The organism is Enterobacter sp. RCC_40 (genome assembly GCF_041360735.1).
Taxonomy (GTDB): domain Bacteria; phylum Pseudomonadota; class Gammaproteobacteria; order Enterobacterales; family Enterobacteriaceae; genus Enterobacter; species Enterobacter ludwigii.
Genome location: NZ_JBFUPR010000004.1, coordinates 43,888 through 62,501, shown reverse-complemented (window position 1 = coordinate 62,501; position 18,614 = coordinate 43,888). Strand labels below are relative to the sequence as shown.

18 protein-coding genes are annotated in these 18,614 nt (G+C 54.4%); 9 read left to right on the top strand and 9 right to left on the bottom strand.

What is annotated here, in order from left to right:
* Window positions 1-51: 51 nt before the first annotated feature.
* The 5 genes from AB6731_RS14880 to AB6731_RS14860 form a co-directional block, all read right to left on the bottom strand.
* On the bottom strand, window positions 52-1,122 hold the full coding sequence (locus AB6731_RS14880) for an ABC transporter ATP-binding protein (protein ID WP_020883751.1): 1,071 nt from the start codon (window positions 1,120-1,122) through the stop codon (window positions 52-54).
* Window positions 1,115-2,884 carry an iron ABC transporter permease gene (locus AB6731_RS14875; RefSeq protein ID WP_020883752.1) on the bottom strand — a complete coding sequence of 590 codons (1,770 nt, stop codon included), beginning with the start codon at window positions 2,882-2,884 and terminating at the stop codon, window positions 1,115-1,117. The genes AB6731_RS14880 and AB6731_RS14875 overlap by 8 nt, the downstream gene beginning before the upstream one ends.
* A 78-nt stretch (window positions 2,885-2,962) precedes the next feature.
* Entirely contained in the window at window positions 2,963-4,051 is a 1,089-nt protein-coding gene (locus AB6731_RS14870; protein WP_020883753.1) for an ABC transporter substrate-binding protein, read from the bottom strand.
* Between the two features lie 168 nt (window positions 4,052-4,219).
* Window positions 4,220-4,921 (bottom strand): response regulator, encoded by a 702-nt coding sequence (locus AB6731_RS14865; RefSeq protein ID WP_014171487.1) that lies wholly within the window; start codon window positions 4,919-4,921, stop codon window positions 4,220-4,222.
* A gap of 3 nt (window positions 4,922-4,924) precedes the next feature.
* Entirely contained in the window at window positions 4,925-6,562 is a 1,638-nt protein-coding gene (locus AB6731_RS14860) for an ATP-binding protein (protein ID WP_371006515.1), read from the bottom strand.
* Window positions 6,563-6,740: 178 nt separating this feature from the next.
* Between AB6731_RS14860 and yjdI the strand changes: the two genes are divergently transcribed.
* Together yjdI and AB6731_RS14850 are read left to right on the top strand one after the other, a co-directional pair.
* Entirely contained in the window at window positions 6,741-6,971 is a 231-nt protein-coding gene (gene yjdI / locus AB6731_RS14855; RefSeq protein WP_020883756.1) for a 4Fe-4S mono-cluster protein YjdI, read from the top strand.
* Between the two features lie 10 nt (window positions 6,972-6,981).
* Complete coding sequence (locus AB6731_RS14850) at window positions 6,982-7,254, top strand: GNAT family N-acetyltransferase (protein WP_014171484.1); 273 nt, start codon at window positions 6,982-6,984, stop codon at window positions 7,252-7,254.
* A gap of 28 nt (window positions 7,255-7,282) precedes the next feature.
* Here AB6731_RS14850 and AB6731_RS14845 read toward each other — a convergent pair whose 3' ends face one another.
* Window positions 7,283-7,894, bottom strand: a complete 612-nt coding sequence (locus AB6731_RS14845; RefSeq protein ID WP_032680350.1) for a LysE family translocator — start codon at window positions 7,892-7,894, stop codon at window positions 7,283-7,285.
* Between the two features lie 116 nt (window positions 7,895-8,010).
* Here AB6731_RS14845 and AB6731_RS14840 point away from each other — a divergent pair, with 116 nt between their 5' ends.
* Entirely contained in the window at window positions 8,011-8,484 is a 474-nt protein-coding gene (locus tag AB6731_RS14840; protein ID WP_032670215.1) for an Lrp/AsnC family transcriptional regulator, read from the top strand.
* Between the two features lie 32 nt (window positions 8,485-8,516).
* Here AB6731_RS14840 and AB6731_RS14835 read toward each other — a convergent pair whose 3' ends face one another.
* Together AB6731_RS14835 and AB6731_RS14830 are read right to left on the bottom strand one after the other, a co-directional pair.
* Window positions 8,517-9,746, bottom strand: a complete 1,230-nt coding sequence (locus AB6731_RS14835) for an amino acid permease (protein ID WP_020883758.1) — start codon at window positions 9,744-9,746, stop codon at window positions 8,517-8,519.
* A gap of 118 nt (window positions 9,747-9,864) precedes the next feature.
* Window positions 9,865-10,326, bottom strand: coding sequence for a multidrug/biocide efflux PACE transporter (locus AB6731_RS14830; RefSeq protein ID WP_014171480.1), 462 nt, complete (start codon window positions 10,324-10,326; stop codon window positions 9,865-9,867).
* A gap of 103 nt (window positions 10,327-10,429) precedes the next feature.
* On the opposite strand from AB6731_RS14830, the gene AB6731_RS14825 reads away from it, so the two are divergent.
* The 3 genes from AB6731_RS14825 to AB6731_RS14815 all read left to right on the top strand — a co-directional run bounded on the left by AB6731_RS14825 (window position 10,430) and on the right by AB6731_RS14815 (window position 13,569).
* Window positions 10,430-11,296, top strand: coding sequence for a LysR family transcriptional regulator (locus tag AB6731_RS14825; RefSeq protein ID WP_025203325.1), 867 nt, complete (start codon window positions 10,430-10,432; stop codon window positions 11,294-11,296).
* A 93-nt stretch (window positions 11,297-11,389) separates the two neighbouring features.
* Window positions 11,390-12,568 (top strand): acetyl-CoA C-acetyltransferase, encoded by a 1,179-nt coding sequence (locus tag AB6731_RS14820; RefSeq protein ID WP_032680352.1) that lies wholly within the window; start codon window positions 11,390-11,392, stop codon window positions 12,566-12,568.
* Window positions 12,569-12,885: 317 nt separating this feature from the next.
* Window positions 12,886-13,569: a porin gene (locus tag AB6731_RS14815; protein ID WP_014171477.1), complete on the top strand. Its 684-nt coding sequence runs from the start codon at window positions 12,886-12,888 to the stop codon at window positions 13,567-13,569.
* A gap of 152 nt (window positions 13,570-13,721) precedes the next feature.
* Here the strand turns inward: AB6731_RS14815 and AB6731_RS14810 are convergent, their stop codons facing one another.
* Window positions 13,722-14,897 carry an oligogalacturonate lyase family protein gene (locus AB6731_RS14810; RefSeq protein ID WP_020883760.1) on the bottom strand — a complete coding sequence of 392 codons (1,176 nt, stop codon included), beginning with the start codon at window positions 14,895-14,897 and terminating at the stop codon, window positions 13,722-13,724.
* Between the two features lie 298 nt (window positions 14,898-15,195).
* Here AB6731_RS14810 and kduI point away from each other — a divergent pair, with 298 nt between their 5' ends.
* The 3 genes from kduI (at window position 15,196) to AB6731_RS14795 (ending at window position 18,586) form a co-directional block, all read left to right on the top strand.
* Entirely contained in the window at window positions 15,196-16,032 is an 837-nt protein-coding gene (gene kduI, locus AB6731_RS14805) for a 5-dehydro-4-deoxy-D-glucuronate isomerase (protein WP_371006514.1), read from the top strand.
* A gap of 63 nt (window positions 16,033-16,095) precedes the next feature.
* Window positions 16,096-16,857 carry a 2-dehydro-3-deoxy-D-gluconate 5-dehydrogenase KduD gene (gene kduD / locus AB6731_RS14800; protein ID WP_014171473.1) on the top strand — a complete coding sequence of 254 codons (762 nt, stop codon included), beginning with the start codon at window positions 16,096-16,098 and terminating at the stop codon, window positions 16,855-16,857.
* Window positions 16,858-17,152: 295 nt separating this feature from the next.
* A complete protein-coding gene (locus AB6731_RS14795; protein WP_226777985.1) occupies window positions 17,153-18,586 on the top strand; it encodes a sugar porter family MFS transporter in 1,434 nt (477 codons plus the stop codon).
* The last annotated feature ends 28 nt before the right edge of the window (window positions 18,587-18,614 follow it).

The following is an 18,614-nucleotide window of genomic DNA, read 5'->3' as shown; positions in this document are numbered from 1 at the left end:
CAGGCAGTATGTCGGGCATAAAAAAGGCTGCTTATCGCAGCCTTTTTACATTTAGTTTTTCGGGAAGATCCACACGTGCTTTTCAGGCAGCGAAAGGTGGCAGTGCAGCGGGTCCCGGGCCTCGTGACCATAGGCGCGAATGACAAAATCATCCCCCGGCGTGCGGAACAGGTATTCCCAGCGGTCACCGAGATACATGCTGGTCAGTAACGGGAGCGCCAGCTGGTTTTCACCCGGCCCCTCGACCACCGCCACGCGCTCGACGCGGATCACCGCGGTGGCGTCTTCACCGCTTCGTACCCCTTCACCGGCCTGACCCCACAGCACCCAGCCTTTGCCTTCGATACGCGCTTTACCGTCACGTACTTCCGTTACCTTGCCGTGCAGGCGATTATTGCTGCCCATAAACTCAGCGGTAAACAGCGTTTTCGGCGAGCCGTACATCTCCTGCGGTGTGCCCTGTTGCTCGATTTTACCGTTGTTAAGCAGCAGGATACGGTCGGAAATCGACATCGCCTCATTCTGGTCGTGCGTTACCATCAATGCGGATAAGCCCAGCTTGATAATCAGCTCACGCAGGAATACGCGAGCCTCTTCACGCAGCTTAGCGTCGAGGTTAGAGAGCGGTTCATCCAGTAAAATGACCGGCGGGTTGTAGACCAGCGCCCGGCCAATTGCCACGCGCTGCTGTTGTCCACCGGAGAGTTGGTGCGGGTGGCGTTTGCCCAGATGGCCCAGCCCGAGCTGGTCCAGCACGTCCTGTACGCGCTGCTGGATCTCTTTGGCCGGAACCTTGCGCAGCTTGAGCGGATAGGCCACGTTTTCAAAAACGGTTTTGTGCGGCCACAGCGCATACGACTGAAACACCAGGCCCAGGTTACGCTCTTCCGCCGGGATCTCACTGCGCGGCGTGCCGTCATAGACTTTGTTTTTGCCAATGATAATCGAGCCCTGAGTCGGTTTTTCCAGGCCCGCCACCGCACGCAGCAGGGTGGTTTTCCCGCTGCCGGATGGCCCCAGCAGGGAGACCACTTCGCCGCGGTTGAGGTTCATGGAGACCCCTTTTAAAACAGGATTGTCGCCGTAGGTCAGGTGCAGATCGTTAACCGCTAATTCAATCATGTATTTTGACTCCGAAACGAAGGGCAATGCCCAGACCTACCACCACCAGCAGGATGTTAATAAAAGAGAGCGCCGCCACAATATCAATGGCTCCCGCGGCCCAGAGGGATACCAGCATCGAGCCGATGGTTTCCGTGCCGGGTGAAAGCAGGTACACACCCGTTGAATATTCGCGTTCAAAAATCAGGAACATCAGCAGCCACGAACCGATAAGGCCGTAGCGGGAGAGCGGGATCGTGACATGGCGGGTGATCTGGCCACGCGTAGCCCCCGTACTGCGGGCGGCCTCTTCAAGCTCCGGCGCAACCTGCAGCAGGGTGGACGAGATGAGTCTCAGCCCGTACGCCATCCAGACCACCGTATAGGCCAGCCAGACGCTGAAAATGGTGCTGCGCAGCGAACGTAGCCAGACAATCAGGTTTTCACGCATCCAGTCGCTCCAGGCGAACCCGGAAAGCCAGCCCGATTTCAGCGAGTTATCCAGCCACATCGGCAGGAACAGGAACACCCAGAGAAAGGCCAGACCCGCGAGCAGGCCAGGCACGGCGCGCGGCACCAGGACGCTGTAATCCAGAAAACGCGTGGTATTGTCCGGTTTGCGGTGCATGGCGATACCGACAAACAGGTAGCACGCCACGGCCAGCGCGCCGCCAATGACCCCAATGGACATGGAGTTGACGATGGCGCGCAGCAGGTTCGGCTGCGCCCATATCGTGCGAAAAGTACTCAGGGAAAGCTCGTCCCACAGTGAAACGCCCACGCCCCAGTTTGAGATAAACGCGCGCAATACCACGCCGAGCAGGGGAACGCCGATCGTGACGGTAAGCCAGAAGGCGACCACCGCGCCCGCCACCCAGCGCCATTTACCCAGAGGTAAGGCCCGGGCCTGGGACGCTTTGCCTTTCATGGTCACGAAACGGTTGGCGGTGCGCATCAGGCGACGCTGCAGCATGACCAGCGGAATGGTGATACAGATAAGCACCACCGCAACCGCCGCCATCAGGTGGTAGGAAGGGGTACCAAGCTTGTTGGTCAGCTGGTACAGGTAGGTTGCCAGCACCATGTTGCCTTCCGGATCGCCGAGGACCAGCATCAGACCAAACACTTCAAGACCGAGGAAGAACAGCAGAACGATGGCGTACAAAATGGACGGGCGCACCATCGGCAGGCTGACCGAGGTCATCACCTGTAAGGGCGACGCACCCGCGGTACGTGCGGCCTCTTCCACATCGGAACCGACGCTTCGCAGCGCGGACGAAATATAGAGATAGGCATGCGGAACATGCGTCAGGCCAGCAATGACCACGATGCTCGACATGTCGTAGATATTCCACGGTACGAAACCAATCAGCGCCTGCGCCCAGAGGGATAAAAAGCCTACCGGACCGGCGGCTACCACGTAGCCGAATCCCAGCACCATTGGCGACACGAAAACCGGAACGAGGATCAGCGGTTCAATCAGACGGCGGCCGGGCAGGTCGGTACGCACCATCAGAAAGGCCAGCACGCCCCCTAACGGAATGGCGATGATGACCAGCCCGAAAGCGAGAATAAAACCGCTTTTCAGCGCCTTATAGAAATCAGGGTCGGTGAAGATAAAACCAAATGATTCAAGGCTCCACTCTTTTGCCGGTGAAAAGAACGGGGCGGACAAGAAGCTCTGTATCACGATAAACGACAGCGGCGTGTAGATAACCAGGGCGGTTATCAACACGACAATACCGCGCGGCAGGCTTTGCCACTTTCTGCGTAATGTATTCATGGGGTATCCCTGGTGTTGCAGCCCAGCAAAACGAACTCAGGTAACAGGAGCGCGACGACCCGCGTCGCGCTCAGACGCTTATTTGGCGGCGGCGGTACGCCACTGTTTGATGTACTCCAGGCGTTTTTTCGGCTGCAGATACTCCAGCAGGCTTTCATCAACCGGGATAGGTTTCAGCGCATTGCCGAGCACTTTCGTCAGGCCGTCGATATCATTTTTGCCGTCGATATCGTTACGAATGGACGGGATATCCGCCTGGCTTGCCAGAATACTTTGTCCTTTTTCAGACAGGACGTAGTCCAGCCACAGTTTCGCGGCATTGCTGTTTTGCGCCTGCTGGCTGATGAACGACACGCGTGATAACACCAGGGTGTAATCTTTTGGATAGGCGATCCCCAGCGACGGATCGTTCTTCGCACGCGCTTCCGCGTAGGAACCGAGGATATTAAAACCGATCAGGTTTTCCCCTGATGACACCCTCTCCATCATGGTGCCGGTTGAAGACTGAACGGCTAGGCCCCCTTTGGCGATATCGGCCAGGGTTTTGAAGTAGTTAGGATCGGCCTTGTGATCCTGCACCGAGAGCATAAAGCCCAGACCCGATTTTTCGATGTCGTAGGTGGTGACTTTGCTCTTGAATTTATCCGTCTGGCTGGCAATAAGCTTAGCCAGCGCCGCATGGGAATCTGGCACGTCGCCCGCCGGGATCAGCCGTTTGTTGTAGATAAACACGACGGGTTCATAGGTGGTGCCGTAGGCTTTATCTTTCCAGACCGCCCATTTCGGCAGCTGGCTTTGCTCCGGTGATTTGTACTCCATGGCGTAGTCGGTAGCGAGCTTCAGCCCGGTGTCCATGGAGGAGCTCCAGACCACATCGCCGCTACCGCCACCCGAGGCCTGTTCGCTGATAAAACGGTTGTACAGCTCGGTGCTGTTCATGTCGTTATATTCAACTTTTATGCCCGGATAGGTTTTTTCGAAGCCCTCAATCAGCGGCCCGGCAGCTTTGGTGTCGGTGGTGGAGTAGATCACCACTTTGCCCTCTTTGGTCGCGGCATCGACCATTTTTTGATAGTCAGCAGGATAGCCCTGCGGCAAAGCAGACAGTGCGGAAGCAGAACACAGTACGGTAGCGGTAATCAGAGAAATTCGGAAGATGTTCGACATTATAGTTAACCTTTTAGTTACATTTGAGGAACTAATTGTCAACATAGCGCATGGCTCCGCGCCGACAATAGGGGGGCGCGGGTTGCGGTTCCGAAGTGTGATTGTCAGCGTCGTTTCAGCAATTAACACCATAAAATCCGCGACGCTTAGCAAACGAACGGTTGCGGATTACGTTTTCTCTGCCGCTTTGCGGTAAAGCCTTCTGGGATGACCGATATTGCCATACAGCATTTCAATGCTGATTAACCCACTTTCCACGCAGTATTCCAGATAACGGCGGCCCGTGGTTTTGCTGATCCCGACGTATTCCACCACCTCTTCCACCGACATTGTTTTTTCGGGGTGTTCCGCAAATAAACGCTTAATACGGTCCAGGGTGTGGGGCTCAATACCCTTTGTGGACGGGGTCTGCGAGGTGTCCGCGGCGGGGAGGTTAAACAGGCGATCCAGCGCATGCTGGTCGACAACCTTCACCTGCTGCACGGTGTGGATGAAACGCATAAAACGCTCCAGCGAGGCGTGCAGACGCTGGAAAAAAACGGGCTTAATCAGGTAGTCAAACGCGCCGCTGCGCATGGCATGGCTACAGGTCTGCATATCGCTGGCTGCGGTGATAAAGATCACCGAGCATTCATAGCTTTTCAGGAGCGGGTTATCGATTAACGCCACGCCTTTACCGTCCGGGAGATAATTGTCCAGCAGTATCAGCCTCGGCTGATGCTGGCGTATCAGGTTACACGCCTGCTCAATCGACGCGGCAATGCCCACCACGCGCAAATGGAAATTTTGCTCGATATACTCGCGATGCAGTTCCGCCAGGTGCGGCTCATCCTCAACAATCACAACATCAAGTGCTCGGGTCGTGGTCATGCGTTAGCCCTGTCGAACGGGGAGTGGATTGGGAATAAACACAGAGAATATCGTGCCTTGAGGAGCGTTATCCGTTATCTCAATGCTGCCGCCCGCCTTGTTGATATAGCCTGCCACCAGAAACAGGCCAATACCGTGCTCTGTGCCCACAATGTCGTTCTCGCTTTCCGGCTTACTGCTGAATCCCTGGCGAAAGAGATGCGGTTTCATCGCCTCATCCACCCCGCAACCCCGATCGGCCACCTCTATCAGCAACTCCTGGTTGCGATCGGAAATGTAAAGCTCTACAGGTGCGGGAACCGGGGCTTTCAGGGTGGCGTCAACGGCGTTATCCAGCAGGTTGCCAATCACCGACACCAGCTCCGTTTCCGTGATGCTGGCAGGCATGCGGGTGAGCTGGCAGGCGGGATCAAACTGCAGTTCAACGCCCTTTTCCCGGGCGCTGACATATTTCCCTAGCAGCAATCCGCACAGGGCCGGCGAGACAAAATGGGCTGAGACGAAGTCCAGCACGCGCTGCGCTCCTTCTGACTGTGCCTGGATGTAACGGATCGCCTCGTCATAGTGTTTCATCTGCAGCAACCCCACCAGCGTGGCGGTCCAGTTCAGCTGTTCATGACGCATAATGCGCAGGTTATCCGCATAGCGTTTAATCTGGCTTAGCTGGCTGCTGAGAGTGTTGATATCATTCTTGTCGCGAAAGCTATAAACCCAACCGCTTTCAACACCAGGTTCAACCTCAATCGCCACGCGGTTCACAATCACCTCGCGCTGGTTAAGCACCGCAATCTGGTCGTGGCTGCCGCGGCTAACCGAGGCGTAGCGCTGAGATAAAAAACCGGGGGACGTTTGCAGAACGTCTTCCAGCGGTTTGCCGATAAGCGCTTTCTCACTTTGATGAATATCCAGCATCTCTCTGGCGGCACGGTTAATTAAAATCAGCTGCTTTTCTTCATTGACGGCAAATACCCCTTCATACATTGCTTCCAGCAGCGCGCGTTGCTGTAAGACCAGTTGCGCAATATCTTTTGGCTCAAGGCGGAACATCTGCTTTTTAAGATTGCGGGTAAACAACCAGGAAAAAATAAACAGTAACAGCAACAGACCCATACCGTATAACCCGGACTGCCAGAGAATACGCGCATTGATATTCGCAATGTACGACGTCAAATAACCGACCGAGACAATCCCAATCACCTGATGCTGCGCATTAAACATGGGCGCTTTGCTGCGCAGTGAAACCCCAATCCCACCCTTACGCACCGAAATAATTGTTTTGCCTTGTAATACCTCCGCATTATCCCCGCCGATCATCGGTAAATTGATGCGTTCCGGTGATTCTGAATGATAGAGATGCTGTTCCCGGGTATCGCCAATGACAATATAACTGGCATCACTTTCGGCCCGTATAGGCTGAATTAAACGGGCGATGGCGGGGATATTTCTGGCCGCGACGTTTTCCGCCAGACCCGGCATCAACGCGATTTCGCTGGCCTGAACCCGGGCGCGCTGGCCGAGATCGTGATGCAATTGCCGGTCAATAAAATGAAACAGGATGGTTCCCAGCAGAACTAACAGCAGGCAGGAGAAGCACACCAGCGCTAAAAAAAGTTTTACCTGAAAAGAGAGTCTGCGTTTCATACGACCTGATGCGGGGAGTCTGATTAGAGCGGTCTGCGCAGACTGACATGAGGAAATGGGGGATGCAATCTGGCGAAAACAGAGTTGTGACCTGGCTTTTCGTTTTGGGGGTTATAGCTATCAGGATCGCGTAAGGCTATGCTTCATTCAGCACCCGAATAATTACAGAGGCAATGTCGTGGATAAAGCGCTACTGGATGCAGGCTACCGGGCCTATACCGGAGAGAAAATTGACGTTTACTTCAACACCGCGATCTGCAAACACTCAGGAAATTGCGTGCGCGGGAGCGCTAAGCTCTTCAACCTGAAACGTAAACCGTGGATTATACCGGATGAAGTGGACGTCGAAACGGTTGTACATGTGATTGATACCTGCCCGAGCGGTGCGCTGAAGTATCGCCAAAAATAAGCGAGGAACCATGGATATTCTGGAAGGCCATAACAAGTTTTACGTCAACGATGCTGACGGTAACCAGGTTGCAGAGATTGTCTTCGTACCGACCGGTGAGCATCTGAGCATTATCGAGCACACCGATGTGGATCCGAGCCTGAAAGGGCAAGGTGTGGGTAAACAGCTGGTGGCAAAAGTGGTCGCGAAGATGCGCGGTGAAAATCGAAAAATTATCCCGCTATGCCCGTTTGCCAAACATGAGTTTGATAATACGCGGGAATATGACGATATTCGGGCGTAGAAACACACCGGCGATGGCCGGTGTTTTTTTATCTGATCTGTTCAAACAGCAGCACCACCGCAATCACTACCATCATTCCCCCTGATGCTCTGCTCACCAGACGCGCGGCCTGCGGGCGGGTGGCCAGGATGGCTTTTGAACCGTATCCCACCAGCAGATAGACCAGCGTACAGGTGATGAGGTGTAGCAAGCCCAGCGCGGACATCTGCATCGCAACCGACCAGCTTCCTTTCGGGTCAGTAAATTGTGGAAGCAGGGCCAGGAACAGCAAAAAAACTTTCGGGTTAAGGCCGCTGATACATAATCCCTTCACCGCCCACTGTTTCCAGTTTGCCGCCGAGGTTGTGGCGCTTTCCGGTGCGCCAGGAGCGCGTAACAGTGAGATACCAAGCCACAGCAAGTAAAGTGCTCCCGCTATCGTCAGCCCGGATAATGCCAGCGGATGTTGCGCCATCATGACGCCCACGCCCGCGACCACAATCAGTGTCGCCAGCAGATGGCCGGACATGAGGCCCATCACTGCGGGTACCACGCGCCGCCCGTGGATGCCGGCGCTAATAGCGTAAGCCCAGTCGGCGCCCGGCGTCATGATGAGCAGGAAAGACACCACCCAAAACCCAGCCACAATACTCATTTCCATCGTCTGTAAAACTCCAGAATTTCACCCGTCAACAGAGAGAAAGCATATCGGTATCCGGACGAAATGAGTTTTCAATGTTATGCTCAAAAGACGGTGAAATTGACAAAATCTTCCACATGGACAGCATCGATCGAAAAATTCTTGCGCAGTTGCAGGCTGATGGCCGTTTATCTCTTACGGAGCTGGCTGAACGGGTGAACCTGAGCCTCTCGCCGTGTCACCGGCGCGTGCGGGCGCTGGAGCAAAGCGGGGCCATTACGGGATACCGGGCCAGTCTCGATCCCGCCAAAATGGGGTTTAACTTTCTGGCGATCGTGTTTGCGACGCTAAAAGAGGGCGACAGAAAAGCGGTGAGCGCCTTTGAGGAGGCGGTGGAAGAGATCCCGCAAATTGTGCTGGCGCAGCGTTTATTTGGCGATCCTGATTATCTGATGCACGTCGTGACCCGCGACCTGCCGGCTTTTCAGAAACTTTATGATGAGAAGCTCTCTGCGATGCCCGGCGTTCAGCATCTTCGCTCAACGCTGGTCATGAAAACGGTCGTGCAGGACAGGCCGTTTCCGCTCGACATTTCAGGGCGTGACGAATAACGCGCCCGGCAGAACGCCGGGCGCAGGGGCGTTTAGCCTACAAACATCACTGACACGCACAGTACGCCAACGATCAGCGTCAGCAGGTTGCCGACAGATCGGTACGGTTTCAGGGACGGGATCAGGTACGTCGACAGCGTCGGCATGATAAACAGGATCATGGCGATAAGCGGACCGCTGATGGCATAAATCATCGAAATGGCATTCGGATTAATGCAGCACACCGCAAAGGTGATTAACGACACCCCCATGATGGAGATCGCGCGGTTAAAGGCGCGGCTCTTTTTCACGCCCACCTGGTTCAGCGATGACTTCACAATCTCCGTCGCCCCTTCGATCACCCCAAAATAGGTGCCGAGGAACGATTTCGACATGGCGATAATCGCCACAATTATCCCGGAAATCCCCAGCCATGCCGGAGAAGAGGGCATCATCGACAGCGCCGACAGAATGGTTACCCCTTCCTCTTTTGCCGAAACGATATAGGACGGTGGAATAGAGAGCAGGCAGCTGAACACGAAGAACAGCACGCTCAGGCAGATAATCAGGTACGCCACCTTCATGATTTTCTTGCACTTGTCCATGGCGGCGTCGCCAAACTTCTCACGGCGGTCAACGGCAAACGTCGAGATAATCGGCGTATGGCTGAAAGCGAATACCATCACCGGGATCGAAATCCAGACCTGATGCAGCGTATGGCGGTCAAATGCCATCTGGCTTGTGAGCAGCGCGGGTTGCCAGCTTCCGGTCAGATAGAGCGAGACAAACAGGAAGTAGGCGATCAGCGGAAACACCAGGAAGCCCATCACTTTTATGGTGATATGCCGTCCCATCAGGAAGATCAGATTTAACACCAGCACCACGCCAAAACTGACCAGCACGCGAACGGCGGTATCCACCGTCATGTGTTTTGCCAGCTGCTCAGTTAACGAGTTGGTGATGGCCACTGCATAAATCTGCACCACCACGAAGAAGGCGATGAAATAGAGCGTGGTGATCAGGTTGCCTATCTTCCTGCCGTAATAATGGGAGACGGCGCCGGTGATCCCTTCATTGCCTTTTGTTTTCGACGACAGGATGAATTGTGCCAGCGCGCGGTGCGGCCAGTAGGTTAATGGGTAGGCCACAAGGGCAGTGATAAACAGGACGATAGCGCCTGCGGAGCCCAGCTGAATGGGCAAGAACAGCGTTCCTGCGCCCACGGCCGTGCCATAGAGAGCGAAACTCCAGAGAGTCTCATCTTTTGACCAAATTTTCGACATTAGAGCAACGTATCAACTATCAAACCAACAGAATGGAGCGCAATTTACCATAATTATGGGTTGAGAGCGCAGTTGCTTCGAAGGAGTTTGGCCGGAGCGGGCGTCCGGCCAGAGGGAATTAGCCTGCGAGGGCGCGTCGCTGCTGGCGACGTTTAAGGAATTTCTCGCGCAGCGTATCGTAAGCCCAGTTATAGAACATGGTGTACGGCAGGAAGAACAGGAAGAAACCAATTTCCAGTGTGAATGCCTGCAGCAGCGTGACGCCCAGCACCGCGGCGACTATCGACACGCCGATCACAATAAACCCGCACTCGAATCCCAGCGCATGCAGTGCGCGGATTTTTGCCGTGCGTGTGATGCGGTGAACCGGCCAGAAACGGTCGAAGCCGACGTTATAGATAATGTTCCAGAGCATGGCCGTGGTTGCCAGGATAATGGTCAATCCACCCATCTCCACCACGGAACGTTGCATAAGCCACGCCGCCGTCGGGGCGAGGATCGCCGTGGCAATCCCTTCGAAACAGACGGCATGAAAGATCCGCTCCGGCAGTTTACGTTGGAGTGCATCCTGATGTTGCATAGTTTTAGACCTCGTGAATACGCATTTTGGCGTTGATGCGGCCTATTGTTATCGCTAAAGGTGATATATTAAAGATGGTATCCATCGATAAAGTAGATAGTGCATGCGTTATTCTCCTGAAGCCCTTACCGCATTCGTTGAGACCGTCGCGGCGGGCTCTTTTTCTGCCGCCGCGCGTCGGTTACGTAAAAGCCAGTCGACCGTGAGCACATCCATCGCCAATCTTGAAGCCGATCTGGGCTTCGATCTGTTTGACCGTTCGGCCCGTCAGCCGGTGTTAACCGCGCAGGGCGAACAGGTACTGGGTTATGTGCAGGCGATCCTCGCGGCCAGCACGCGGCTTGACGAGCTGGCGGTGTCGTTAACGGCACAAACGGAGGCGCGCCTGACGTTTGTTCTTTCCGATACCCTCAACCCGGACGTGCTGGAAGACCTGATGAACCAGTTCGACCAGCGCTTTCCCCATACCGAATTTGAATGCCTGATTGGCGAGGAAGAGGACGTTATCGATCTGCTGCAGAAGTCGCGTGCGCAGGTTGGTCTCACGGAAGCGCGTGACAGTTATCCGACCGATATTGGTTTTACCCGGTTGCCGATACAGACCCGGATGGCAATCTATGTCGCGACCAACCATCCTCTGGCCGGGCAGCAAGTAATCCAGGCCGATGAGCTGCACGGCTGGCGGGAATTGCGGCTCAGCACCTATCTGGAGCGGGAGGCAACGCTCGCACGCGGACCCGTCTGGTCGGCACCCAACTACCTGTTACTGCTGAGTATGGCGGTGCAGGGATTTGGCTGGTGCGTGCTGCCGTGCGCGCTGGTGGATGAATTTGCCGCCGCGAAATCGCTGGTGCAGCTGAATGTCCCCGGGTGGCCACGGGCGATCGGTATCGATCTGCTCTGGAATAAACGATCCCCGCCCGGCGTTGCCGGAAGCTGGCTGCGGCAGTATCTGCAGGATGCGCGCTAATCCTTGTGATTAAACTCACTATTTTTAAACAATTAAGATAATTGCCAATAACAATCCACTACTATCGTCATGTCATTTAACACAGAGGTTGTGATGAAAGATGTCGTTATAGTGGGTGCGTTGCGTACGGCTATCGGCTGTTTTCAGGGGGCGCTTTCACGCCACTCGGCTGTTGATTTGGGCAGCGTAGTGGTGAAAGCGCTGGTGGAACGCAGCGGGATTGCAGCACATGAAATTGATGAGGTGATCCTGGGACAGGTGCTGACCGCCGGTGCCGGGCAAAACCCTGCCCGTCAGGCGGCGCTCAAGGGTGGCCTGCCCAATACCGTCTCCGCTATCACCATCAACGACGTCTGTGGCTCAGGGTTAAAAGCGCTGCATCTGGCGACGCAGGCCATTCAGTGTGGTGAAGCGGATGTCGTGATTGCCGGCGGACAAGAAAATATGAGCCGGGCACCACACGTGCTGACCGACAGCCGTACCGGCGCGCAGCTGGGCAACAGCCAGTTGCTCGACAGTCTGGTGCATGACGGTCTGTGGGATGCGTTCAATGACTATCATATGGGCGTGACGGCGGAAAATCTGGCACGTGAGTATGGTATCAGCCGTGAGTTGCAGGACGCTTACGCGTTAAGCTCGCAGCAAAAAGCGCGCGCGGCGATTGATGCCGGGCGCTTTCGGGATGAAATCGTCCCGGTCAGCACGCAGCGTCAGAACGGTGAGGTTGCCGTGGTGGATACCGATGAGCAGCCGCGCACCGACGCCAGCGCTGAAGGGCTGGCGAGGCTCAATCCTGCGTTTGAAACTCAGGGCTCAGTGACGGCGGGAAACGCCTCCTCCATTAATGATGGCGCTGCGGCCGTGATGATGATGAGTGAAAGCAAAGCCCTCGAGCTGGATCTGCCCGTTCTGGCCCGCATTAAGGCATTTGCCAGCGTGGGTGTTGATCCTGCGTTAATGGGTATCGCCCCGGTTTATGCTACCCGTCGCTGCCTGGAACGTGCAGGGTGGCAACTCTCTGATGTGGATCTGATTGAAGTCAACGAGGCCTTTGCCGCACAGGCAATCTCGGTTGGCAAAATGCTGGAATGGGATCCCCTGCGGGTAAACGTGAACGGTGGGGCAATCGCACTGGGTCATCCTATCGGCGCGTCCGGTTGTCGAATTCTGGTATCGCTGGTGCATGAGATGAAAAAGCGCAATGCCCGCAAAGGCATTGCGACGCTCTGTATCGGTGGTGGACAAGGTGTCGCCCTCGCCATTGAACGCTAAAATCCCGCCCGCATAAAAGAGCCTCCCTTCAGGAGGTTTTTTTTTACATAACGAATGACGAATTAACCGTTATTAGCACATTCTCACTCTGGTATTGAATAATTACGGCCTTAATTATTATCGTTGTTAACGTCTTAGTGTGATCTCCCTCCGGTAATTTCACGTTAATACATCCTGTTTGTTGATGGGTGTCACGTCCATCTTTGCCAAAAAAAATGAAACAAATAATTACGATCTTTGTCACTAAAATAATGTTCTTTAAAAAATAAACTGCAGTTTCATAAATAAGAAACATTATTTCAGTTGAGGGTTTTTTCATGTTTAAGAAATCTCTGGTCCTTACTTCCCTTATCGGTACGTCCTTCATGGCTCAGGCCGTTACCGTCGATCTGCGCCATGAATATATCGACAGTGGTGCCAATGCTGACCGTGTCTCGGTCTCACATCGCTTTGCTAACGGGGTCGGTTTTTCTGTAGAAGCTAAATGGAAATCCGGTGGTGATAAAGCCGACCAGCCGTTTGCGGATGTGGTGGGTAACGGGCATGAAGATCAAATTAGCTGGCGCTGGAAAGCGACTGAGAATATTGCACTGACGCCGGCGTTTACCCTTGAAAGTAACGACAGCCGCACAATATATAAACCGAATCTGCATCTGCAATATAGTTTCGACAACGGCTTCTACGTTGCCGCGCGTTATCGTTATGAATATACCCGCTACCCGTCAAGCTCGAATAAAGATGACGACAAAGTTAACCGTGGTGATGCCTGGGTTGGCTGGGTAATGGGTGACTGGCGTACCGAACTCAATTATGTTTATGCGAAGAGTTCTGAAGGTATGGTTCGTAATAATAACAAAGATTATTCCAACGAATATAACGCCAAGCTGGCGTATAAATGGGATAAAAACTGGGCACCGTATGTTGAAGTGGGTAACATCGGCGTGAAAGATACCGATGAACGCCAGACCCGCCTTCGTTTAGGCGTGGCCTATTCTTTCTGATATCACGTTATTCCGCTGAACATTGCCGGGTAGCGCCAGTGCCTACCCGGCTTTCCCATGTCTGATAAGCGCCGCCCAACGGGCAAAAGCCCACTGAAAAAAAAGCCCTCCGAAACGGAGGGCAAGGCCAGTTACAGAAACACAAACTCAAATCATGCATGCAACATTTCAGGTTGCTCAGGAAGTTTCGCGATATAGAGGGCGGGTTGACCGTCTTTATCGGAACTGAACAGCACCGCTTTCTCGTCCGGAGTAAAGGAGGGATGCGGGTGGGTGACCTGGCGGCTATTTGCCACCGTTGCCCAGGACGTGTCGTGACGGGCAATGCGGAAGTAGCTTTTTTTCGCCACGTCAAAGGCGTACAGATACGGATCGTTATCGATGGTGTAACCGTGCGTATCCTTCACATCAACCGGCGTGCCTGAACCGTCGCCCACCAGCAGGGAGCCGTCAACGTTGCTCATCAGATGGGAACAGGCGGGCATTGGCATGACTGCGTCATTGACGCCCGTATCCGGATTGAAGCTGCAGATGGTGCGGCCCTTTTGGCCCTTCAGATAAGAGACATACACAAGGGCAGAACCGTTCGGCACCCAGAATTCATGGGTACAGCTTTCGCCTTCCGCATGCGTTTTCACTTTGCGCACGTGCGTACCATCTTCGTTGACCAGCCACATGCGGGCGTCGACCAGGTCGTGCGGCCCTTCATGGCAAAACGCCACCGTGTTGTCATCGAACGGACGATAGATAGGGTGGCCAAGCCAGTTTTTCTCTTCGTGGATTGTGGTGCTTAAACCGGTTTTCAGATCCACCCGCAGCAGTCGACAGTGCGGCCCCTTATGGAAGAAGTCGTGGAAAATTTTCCAGTCGTTGAGCGGCGTCCAGTCACGTCGGGCGATTTCTATCCCAACCAGTTTGGTGCAGTCGCTGTTGGCGACCCAGGTACCGTAACCGACCCAGTCATCAGGGACACGGTACACCTCGCGTTCTACCAGGGTATGGAGATCCACCTCCAGCAGCGTGCGGTCGTTCTTCACATAGTAGAAGGATTTATCATCCGGAGAGAGGAACCCGCCAAAGGTATTATCCCCCGCGCCTTCCGTCAGCTGTACCGCTTCGGCCTTCTGCAGATCCAGCAGGTAGTAGTTCCAGTGACCGTCAAACGCCCCTGCGAACAGCAGGTGGCTGCCATCATTAAAGAAGCACTTCTGGTAGAAGTAGTTGCGGTGACAGGTCACGTCGGGTGGGGTCAGGCGGGTGACTTCCACGCCTGTATCCGGATCGTGGCTGACCTCGTAGTTCAGCTTGACCCGCATACCTTTAGCCATAATGCACTCCTTTGAACGATAAAAGTAGATTAAAAAGTGAGTATTAAATTATCAAAACAATGTTTCATTATGTGTGACTGATGGCGCACTTTGTCTGTTTCATTGGCGAGATTAATGTCTGGCTCTCTTTATCGTGATCCGAACGCCATTTCTGGTATAAACAAACAGAAAAAATGAAACGTTGTTTTAAATGTAATTGAAAACCCCCTTCTCTGGGGCTAGACTGTGCTCATCATGAAAACGGAACGTCGTTTCGTTAATTTTCTGCCTGCGGGCACGATCATTTCTGGAGGTTACGGTGGACGTCAGACAAAGCATCCACAGTGCGCACGCCAAAACGCTGGATACTCAGGGGCTGCGCAATGAGTTTTTAGTCGAGCAGGTGTTCGAGGCCGATAAGTACACCATGGTCTACAGCCATATCGACCGTATTATCATTGGCGGGATTATGCCGGTGACGCAGACCGTCTCCGTGGGCGGTGAAGTGGGTAAACAGCTTGGTGTGAGCTATTTCCTTGAGCGTCGCGAGCTGGGCGTGATTAACATCGGTGGCCCCGGCACCATCTCAGTAGACGGACAGTGCTATGAGATAGGTCATCGCGACGCGTTGTATGTCGGTAAAGGGGCGAAAGAGGTCGTGTTCGCCAGCATCGACAGCGGTAAACCGGCGAAGTTTTACTACAACTGTGCGCCCGCACATACCCCGTATCCCACCAAAAAAGTGACCCCGGCGGATGTCGCCCCGGTGACGCTGGGTGACAACCTCACCAGCAACCGTCGCACCATCAATAAATACTTTGTTCCGGATGTGCTGGAAACCTGCCAGCTCAGCATGGGGCTCACCGAGCTTGCTCCGGGCAACCTGTGGAACACCATGCCGTGCCATACCCACGAGCGCCGTATGGAAGTGTATTTCTACTTCAACATGGACGAGGACGCCTGCGTGTTCCACATGATGGGGCAACCGCAGGAAACGCGTCATATCGTGATGCATAACGAGCAGGCGGTTATTTCGCCGAGCTGGTCTATTCATTCGGGCGTAGGCACGAAAGCGTACACCTTCATCTGGGGTATGGTCGGTGAAAACCAGGTCTTTGATGACATGGACCACGTCGCGGTTAACGATCTGCGCTAGCCGCAGGCAGTTAAGCATAAACCTGCCTGTTGGTGACAGGCGCTGAACGATTAAGGAACAAACATGATTCTGGATGCATTTTCTCTGCAGGGTAAAGTGGCTGTGGTGTCCGGTTGTGACACCGGACTGGGCCAGGGTATGGCGTTAGGGCTGGCGGAAGCGGGCTGCGATATCGTCGGGATTAACATTGTTGAGCCTACTGAAACCATCGAGCGCGTCACCGCGCTGGGTCGTCGTTTTCTGAGCCTGACCGCCGATCTGCGTAAAATTGACGCCATCCCTGAACTGCTGGATCGCGCGGTGGCGGAATTCGGCCATATCGACATTCTGGTGAACAATGCCGGACTGATTCGCCGTGAAGACGCGATTAATTTCAGCGAGCGCGACTGGGACGACGTGATGAACCTGAACATTAAGAGCGTTTTCTTTATGTCCCAGGCAGCGGCGAAACACTTCATTGCCCAGGGGAAAGGCGGCAAGATCATTAATATCGCCTCCATGCTCTCCTTCCAGGGCGGTATCCGCGTGCCGTCTTATACCGCATCCAAGAGCGCGGTGATGGGCGTTACCCGTCTGCTGGCAAACGAGTGGGCGAAGCACAACATCAACGTCAACGCGATTGCGCCGGGGTACATGGCGACGAATAACACTCAGCAGTTGCGTGCTGACGAACAGCGTAGCGCGGAAATCCTCGACCGTATCCCGGCGGGCCGCTGGGGCCTTCCGGACGATCTCAAGGGGCCGATTGTATTCCTGGCCTCTCCGGCATCCGATTACATCAACGGCTATACCGTGGCGGTCGATGGCGGCTGGCTGGCGCGTTAATTGCGTATTCCGTCTTAAACCTCTGCCGGTGGGTGGAGGTTTTTTTTGCCCAAAAATTGCCATTATCCATATGGCTCAAGACGAAAAATCCATACTAAAAAAACATAAATGATATGTATCACATTTTTATTGCTTAAAAATTAAATGATTAATAAAAACTGGCGGTATTTCATCGTTAGTTGAAATTGTAATGTCCATCACAGAACGCTATGCCACAGCGAAATAATCCATATCTTCGCGAATTACGGCCTGACACTTTTCCGCGCTATCTCGTAATTTCAGTTAACGAATTTCGCTGTTCAGGCAGGAAAATATGACATCTATAAATGACTCTACCCTTATGCCCGCCGCGTTGCGTGATACCCGACGCATGAATCAGTTTGTCTCCATCGCGGCTGCAGTGGCCGGTTTACTGTTCGGTCTGGATATTGGCGTGATCGCCGGGGCGCTGCCCTTTATCACCGATCACTTTACGTTGAGTAACCGCCTGCAGGAGTGGGTGGTCAGCAGCATGATGCTGGGTGCGGCCATCGGCGCGCTGTTTAACGGCTGGCTTTCGTTCCGCCTCGGGCGCAAATACAGCCTGATGGTGGGGGCGATTCTGTTTGTCGCCGGCTCCATTGGGTCAGCATTTGCCACGAACGTGGAAATGCTGCTGCTCTCCCGCGTGCTGCTCGGCGTGGCGGTGGGGATTGCCTCTTACACTGCGCCGTTGTACCTCTCCGAAATGGCGAGCGAGAACGTGCGCGGCAAGATGATCAGTATGTACCAGCTGATGGTGACGCTGGGTATCGTGCTGGCGTTTTTGTCTGACACTTATTTCAGCTACAGCGGCAACTGGCGCGCGATGCTGGGCGTGCTGGCGCTCCCGGCGCTGGTGCTGATTGTTCTGGTGATTTTCCTGCCAAACAGTCCGCGCTGGCTGGCGCAAAAGGGCCGTCATGTGGAAGCGGAAGAGGTGCTGCGGATGCTGCGTGATACCTCAGAAAAAGCACGTGAAGAGCTGAACGAGATCCGCGAAAGCCTGAAGCTGAAGCAGGGGGGCTGGGCGCTGTTTAAGATCAACCGCAACGTACGCCGCGCGGTGTTCCTCGGCATGCTGCTGCAGGCGATGCAGCAGTTCACCGGGATGAACATCATCATGTACTACGCGCCACGTATCTTCAAAATGGCGGGGTTCACCACCACGGAACAGCAAATGGTTGCCACGCTGGTGGTGGGGCTGACCTTTATGTTCGCCACCTTTATCGCGGTGTTCACCGTGGATAAAGCCGGACGTAAACCGGCACTCAAGATTGGCTTTAGCGTCATGGCGCTCGGTACGCTGATCCTTGGCTACTGCCTGATGCAGTTTGATAACGGCACTGCCTCAAGCGGTCTTTCCTGGCTCTCTGTTGGCATGACCATGATGTGTATTGCCGGATATGCGATGAGCGCTGCGCCCGTCGTGTGGATCCTGTGTTCCGAAATTCAGCCGCTCAAATGCCGTGACTTTGGCATCACCTGTTCCACGACCACCAACTGGGTGTCGAACATGATCATCGGCGCGACCTTCCTGACGCTGCTGGATTCAATCGGCGCGGCAGGAACCTTCTGGCTCTATACGGTTCTCAACGTCGCGTTTATCGGGGTCACGTTCTGGCTGATCCCTGAAACCAAAGGCGTCACGCTGGAGCATATCGAGCGCAGGCTGATGTCCGGCGAGAAGCTGCGTAATATTGGCGTGTAGTCTGTTGCCGGGTGGCGAAGAGGCCACC

Bases quoted from the DNA above. Each gene is read 5' to 3' on its own strand.
- AB6731_RS14880 (WP_020883751.1), bottom strand. From the start codon at position 1,122: ATGATTGAATTAGCGGTTAACGATCTGCACCTGACCTACGGCGACAAT.
- AB6731_RS14875 (WP_020883752.1), bottom strand. From the start codon at position 2,884: ATGAATACATTACGCAGAAAGTGGCAAAGCCTGCCGCGCGGTATTGTC.
- AB6731_RS14870 (WP_020883753.1), bottom strand. From the start codon at position 4,051: ATGTCGAACATCTTCCGAATTTCTCTGATTACCGCTACCGTACTGTGT.
- AB6731_RS14865 (WP_014171487.1), bottom strand. From the start codon at position 4,921: ATGACCACGACCCGAGCACTTGATGTTGTGATTGTTGAGGATGAGCCG.
- AB6731_RS14860 (WP_371006515.1), bottom strand. From the start codon at position 6,562: ATGAAACGCAGACTCTCTTTTCAGGTAAAACTTTTTTTAGCGCTGGTG.
- AB6731_RS14850 (WP_014171484.1), top strand. From the start codon at position 6,982: ATGGATATTCTGGAAGGCCATAACAAGTTTTACGTCAACGATGCTGAC.
- AB6731_RS14845 (WP_032680350.1), bottom strand. From the start codon at position 7,894: ATGGAAATGAGTATTGTGGCTGGGTTTTGGGTGGTGTCTTTCCTGCTC.
- AB6731_RS14840 (WP_032670215.1), top strand. From the start codon at position 8,011: ATGGACAGCATCGATCGAAAAATTCTTGCGCAGTTGCAGGCTGATGGC.
- AB6731_RS14835 (WP_020883758.1), bottom strand. From the start codon at position 9,746: ATGTCGAAAATTTGGTCAAAAGATGAGACTCTCTGGAGTTTCGCTCTC.
- AB6731_RS14830 (WP_014171480.1), bottom strand. From the start codon at position 10,326: ATGCAACATCAGGATGCACTCCAACGTAAACTGCCGGAGCGGATCTTT.
- AB6731_RS14825 (WP_025203325.1), top strand. From the start codon at position 10,430: ATGCGTTATTCTCCTGAAGCCCTTACCGCATTCGTTGAGACCGTCGCG.
- AB6731_RS14820 (WP_032680352.1), top strand. From the start codon at position 11,390: ATGAAAGATGTCGTTATAGTGGGTGCGTTGCGTACGGCTATCGGCTGT.
- AB6731_RS14815 (WP_014171477.1), top strand. From the start codon at position 12,886: ATGTTTAAGAAATCTCTGGTCCTTACTTCCCTTATCGGTACGTCCTTC.
- AB6731_RS14810 (WP_020883760.1), bottom strand. From the start codon at position 14,897: ATGGCTAAAGGTATGCGGGTCAAGCTGAACTACGAGGTCAGCCACGAT.
- kduD (WP_014171473.1), top strand. From the start codon at position 16,096: ATGATTCTGGATGCATTTTCTCTGCAGGGTAAAGTGGCTGTGGTGTCC.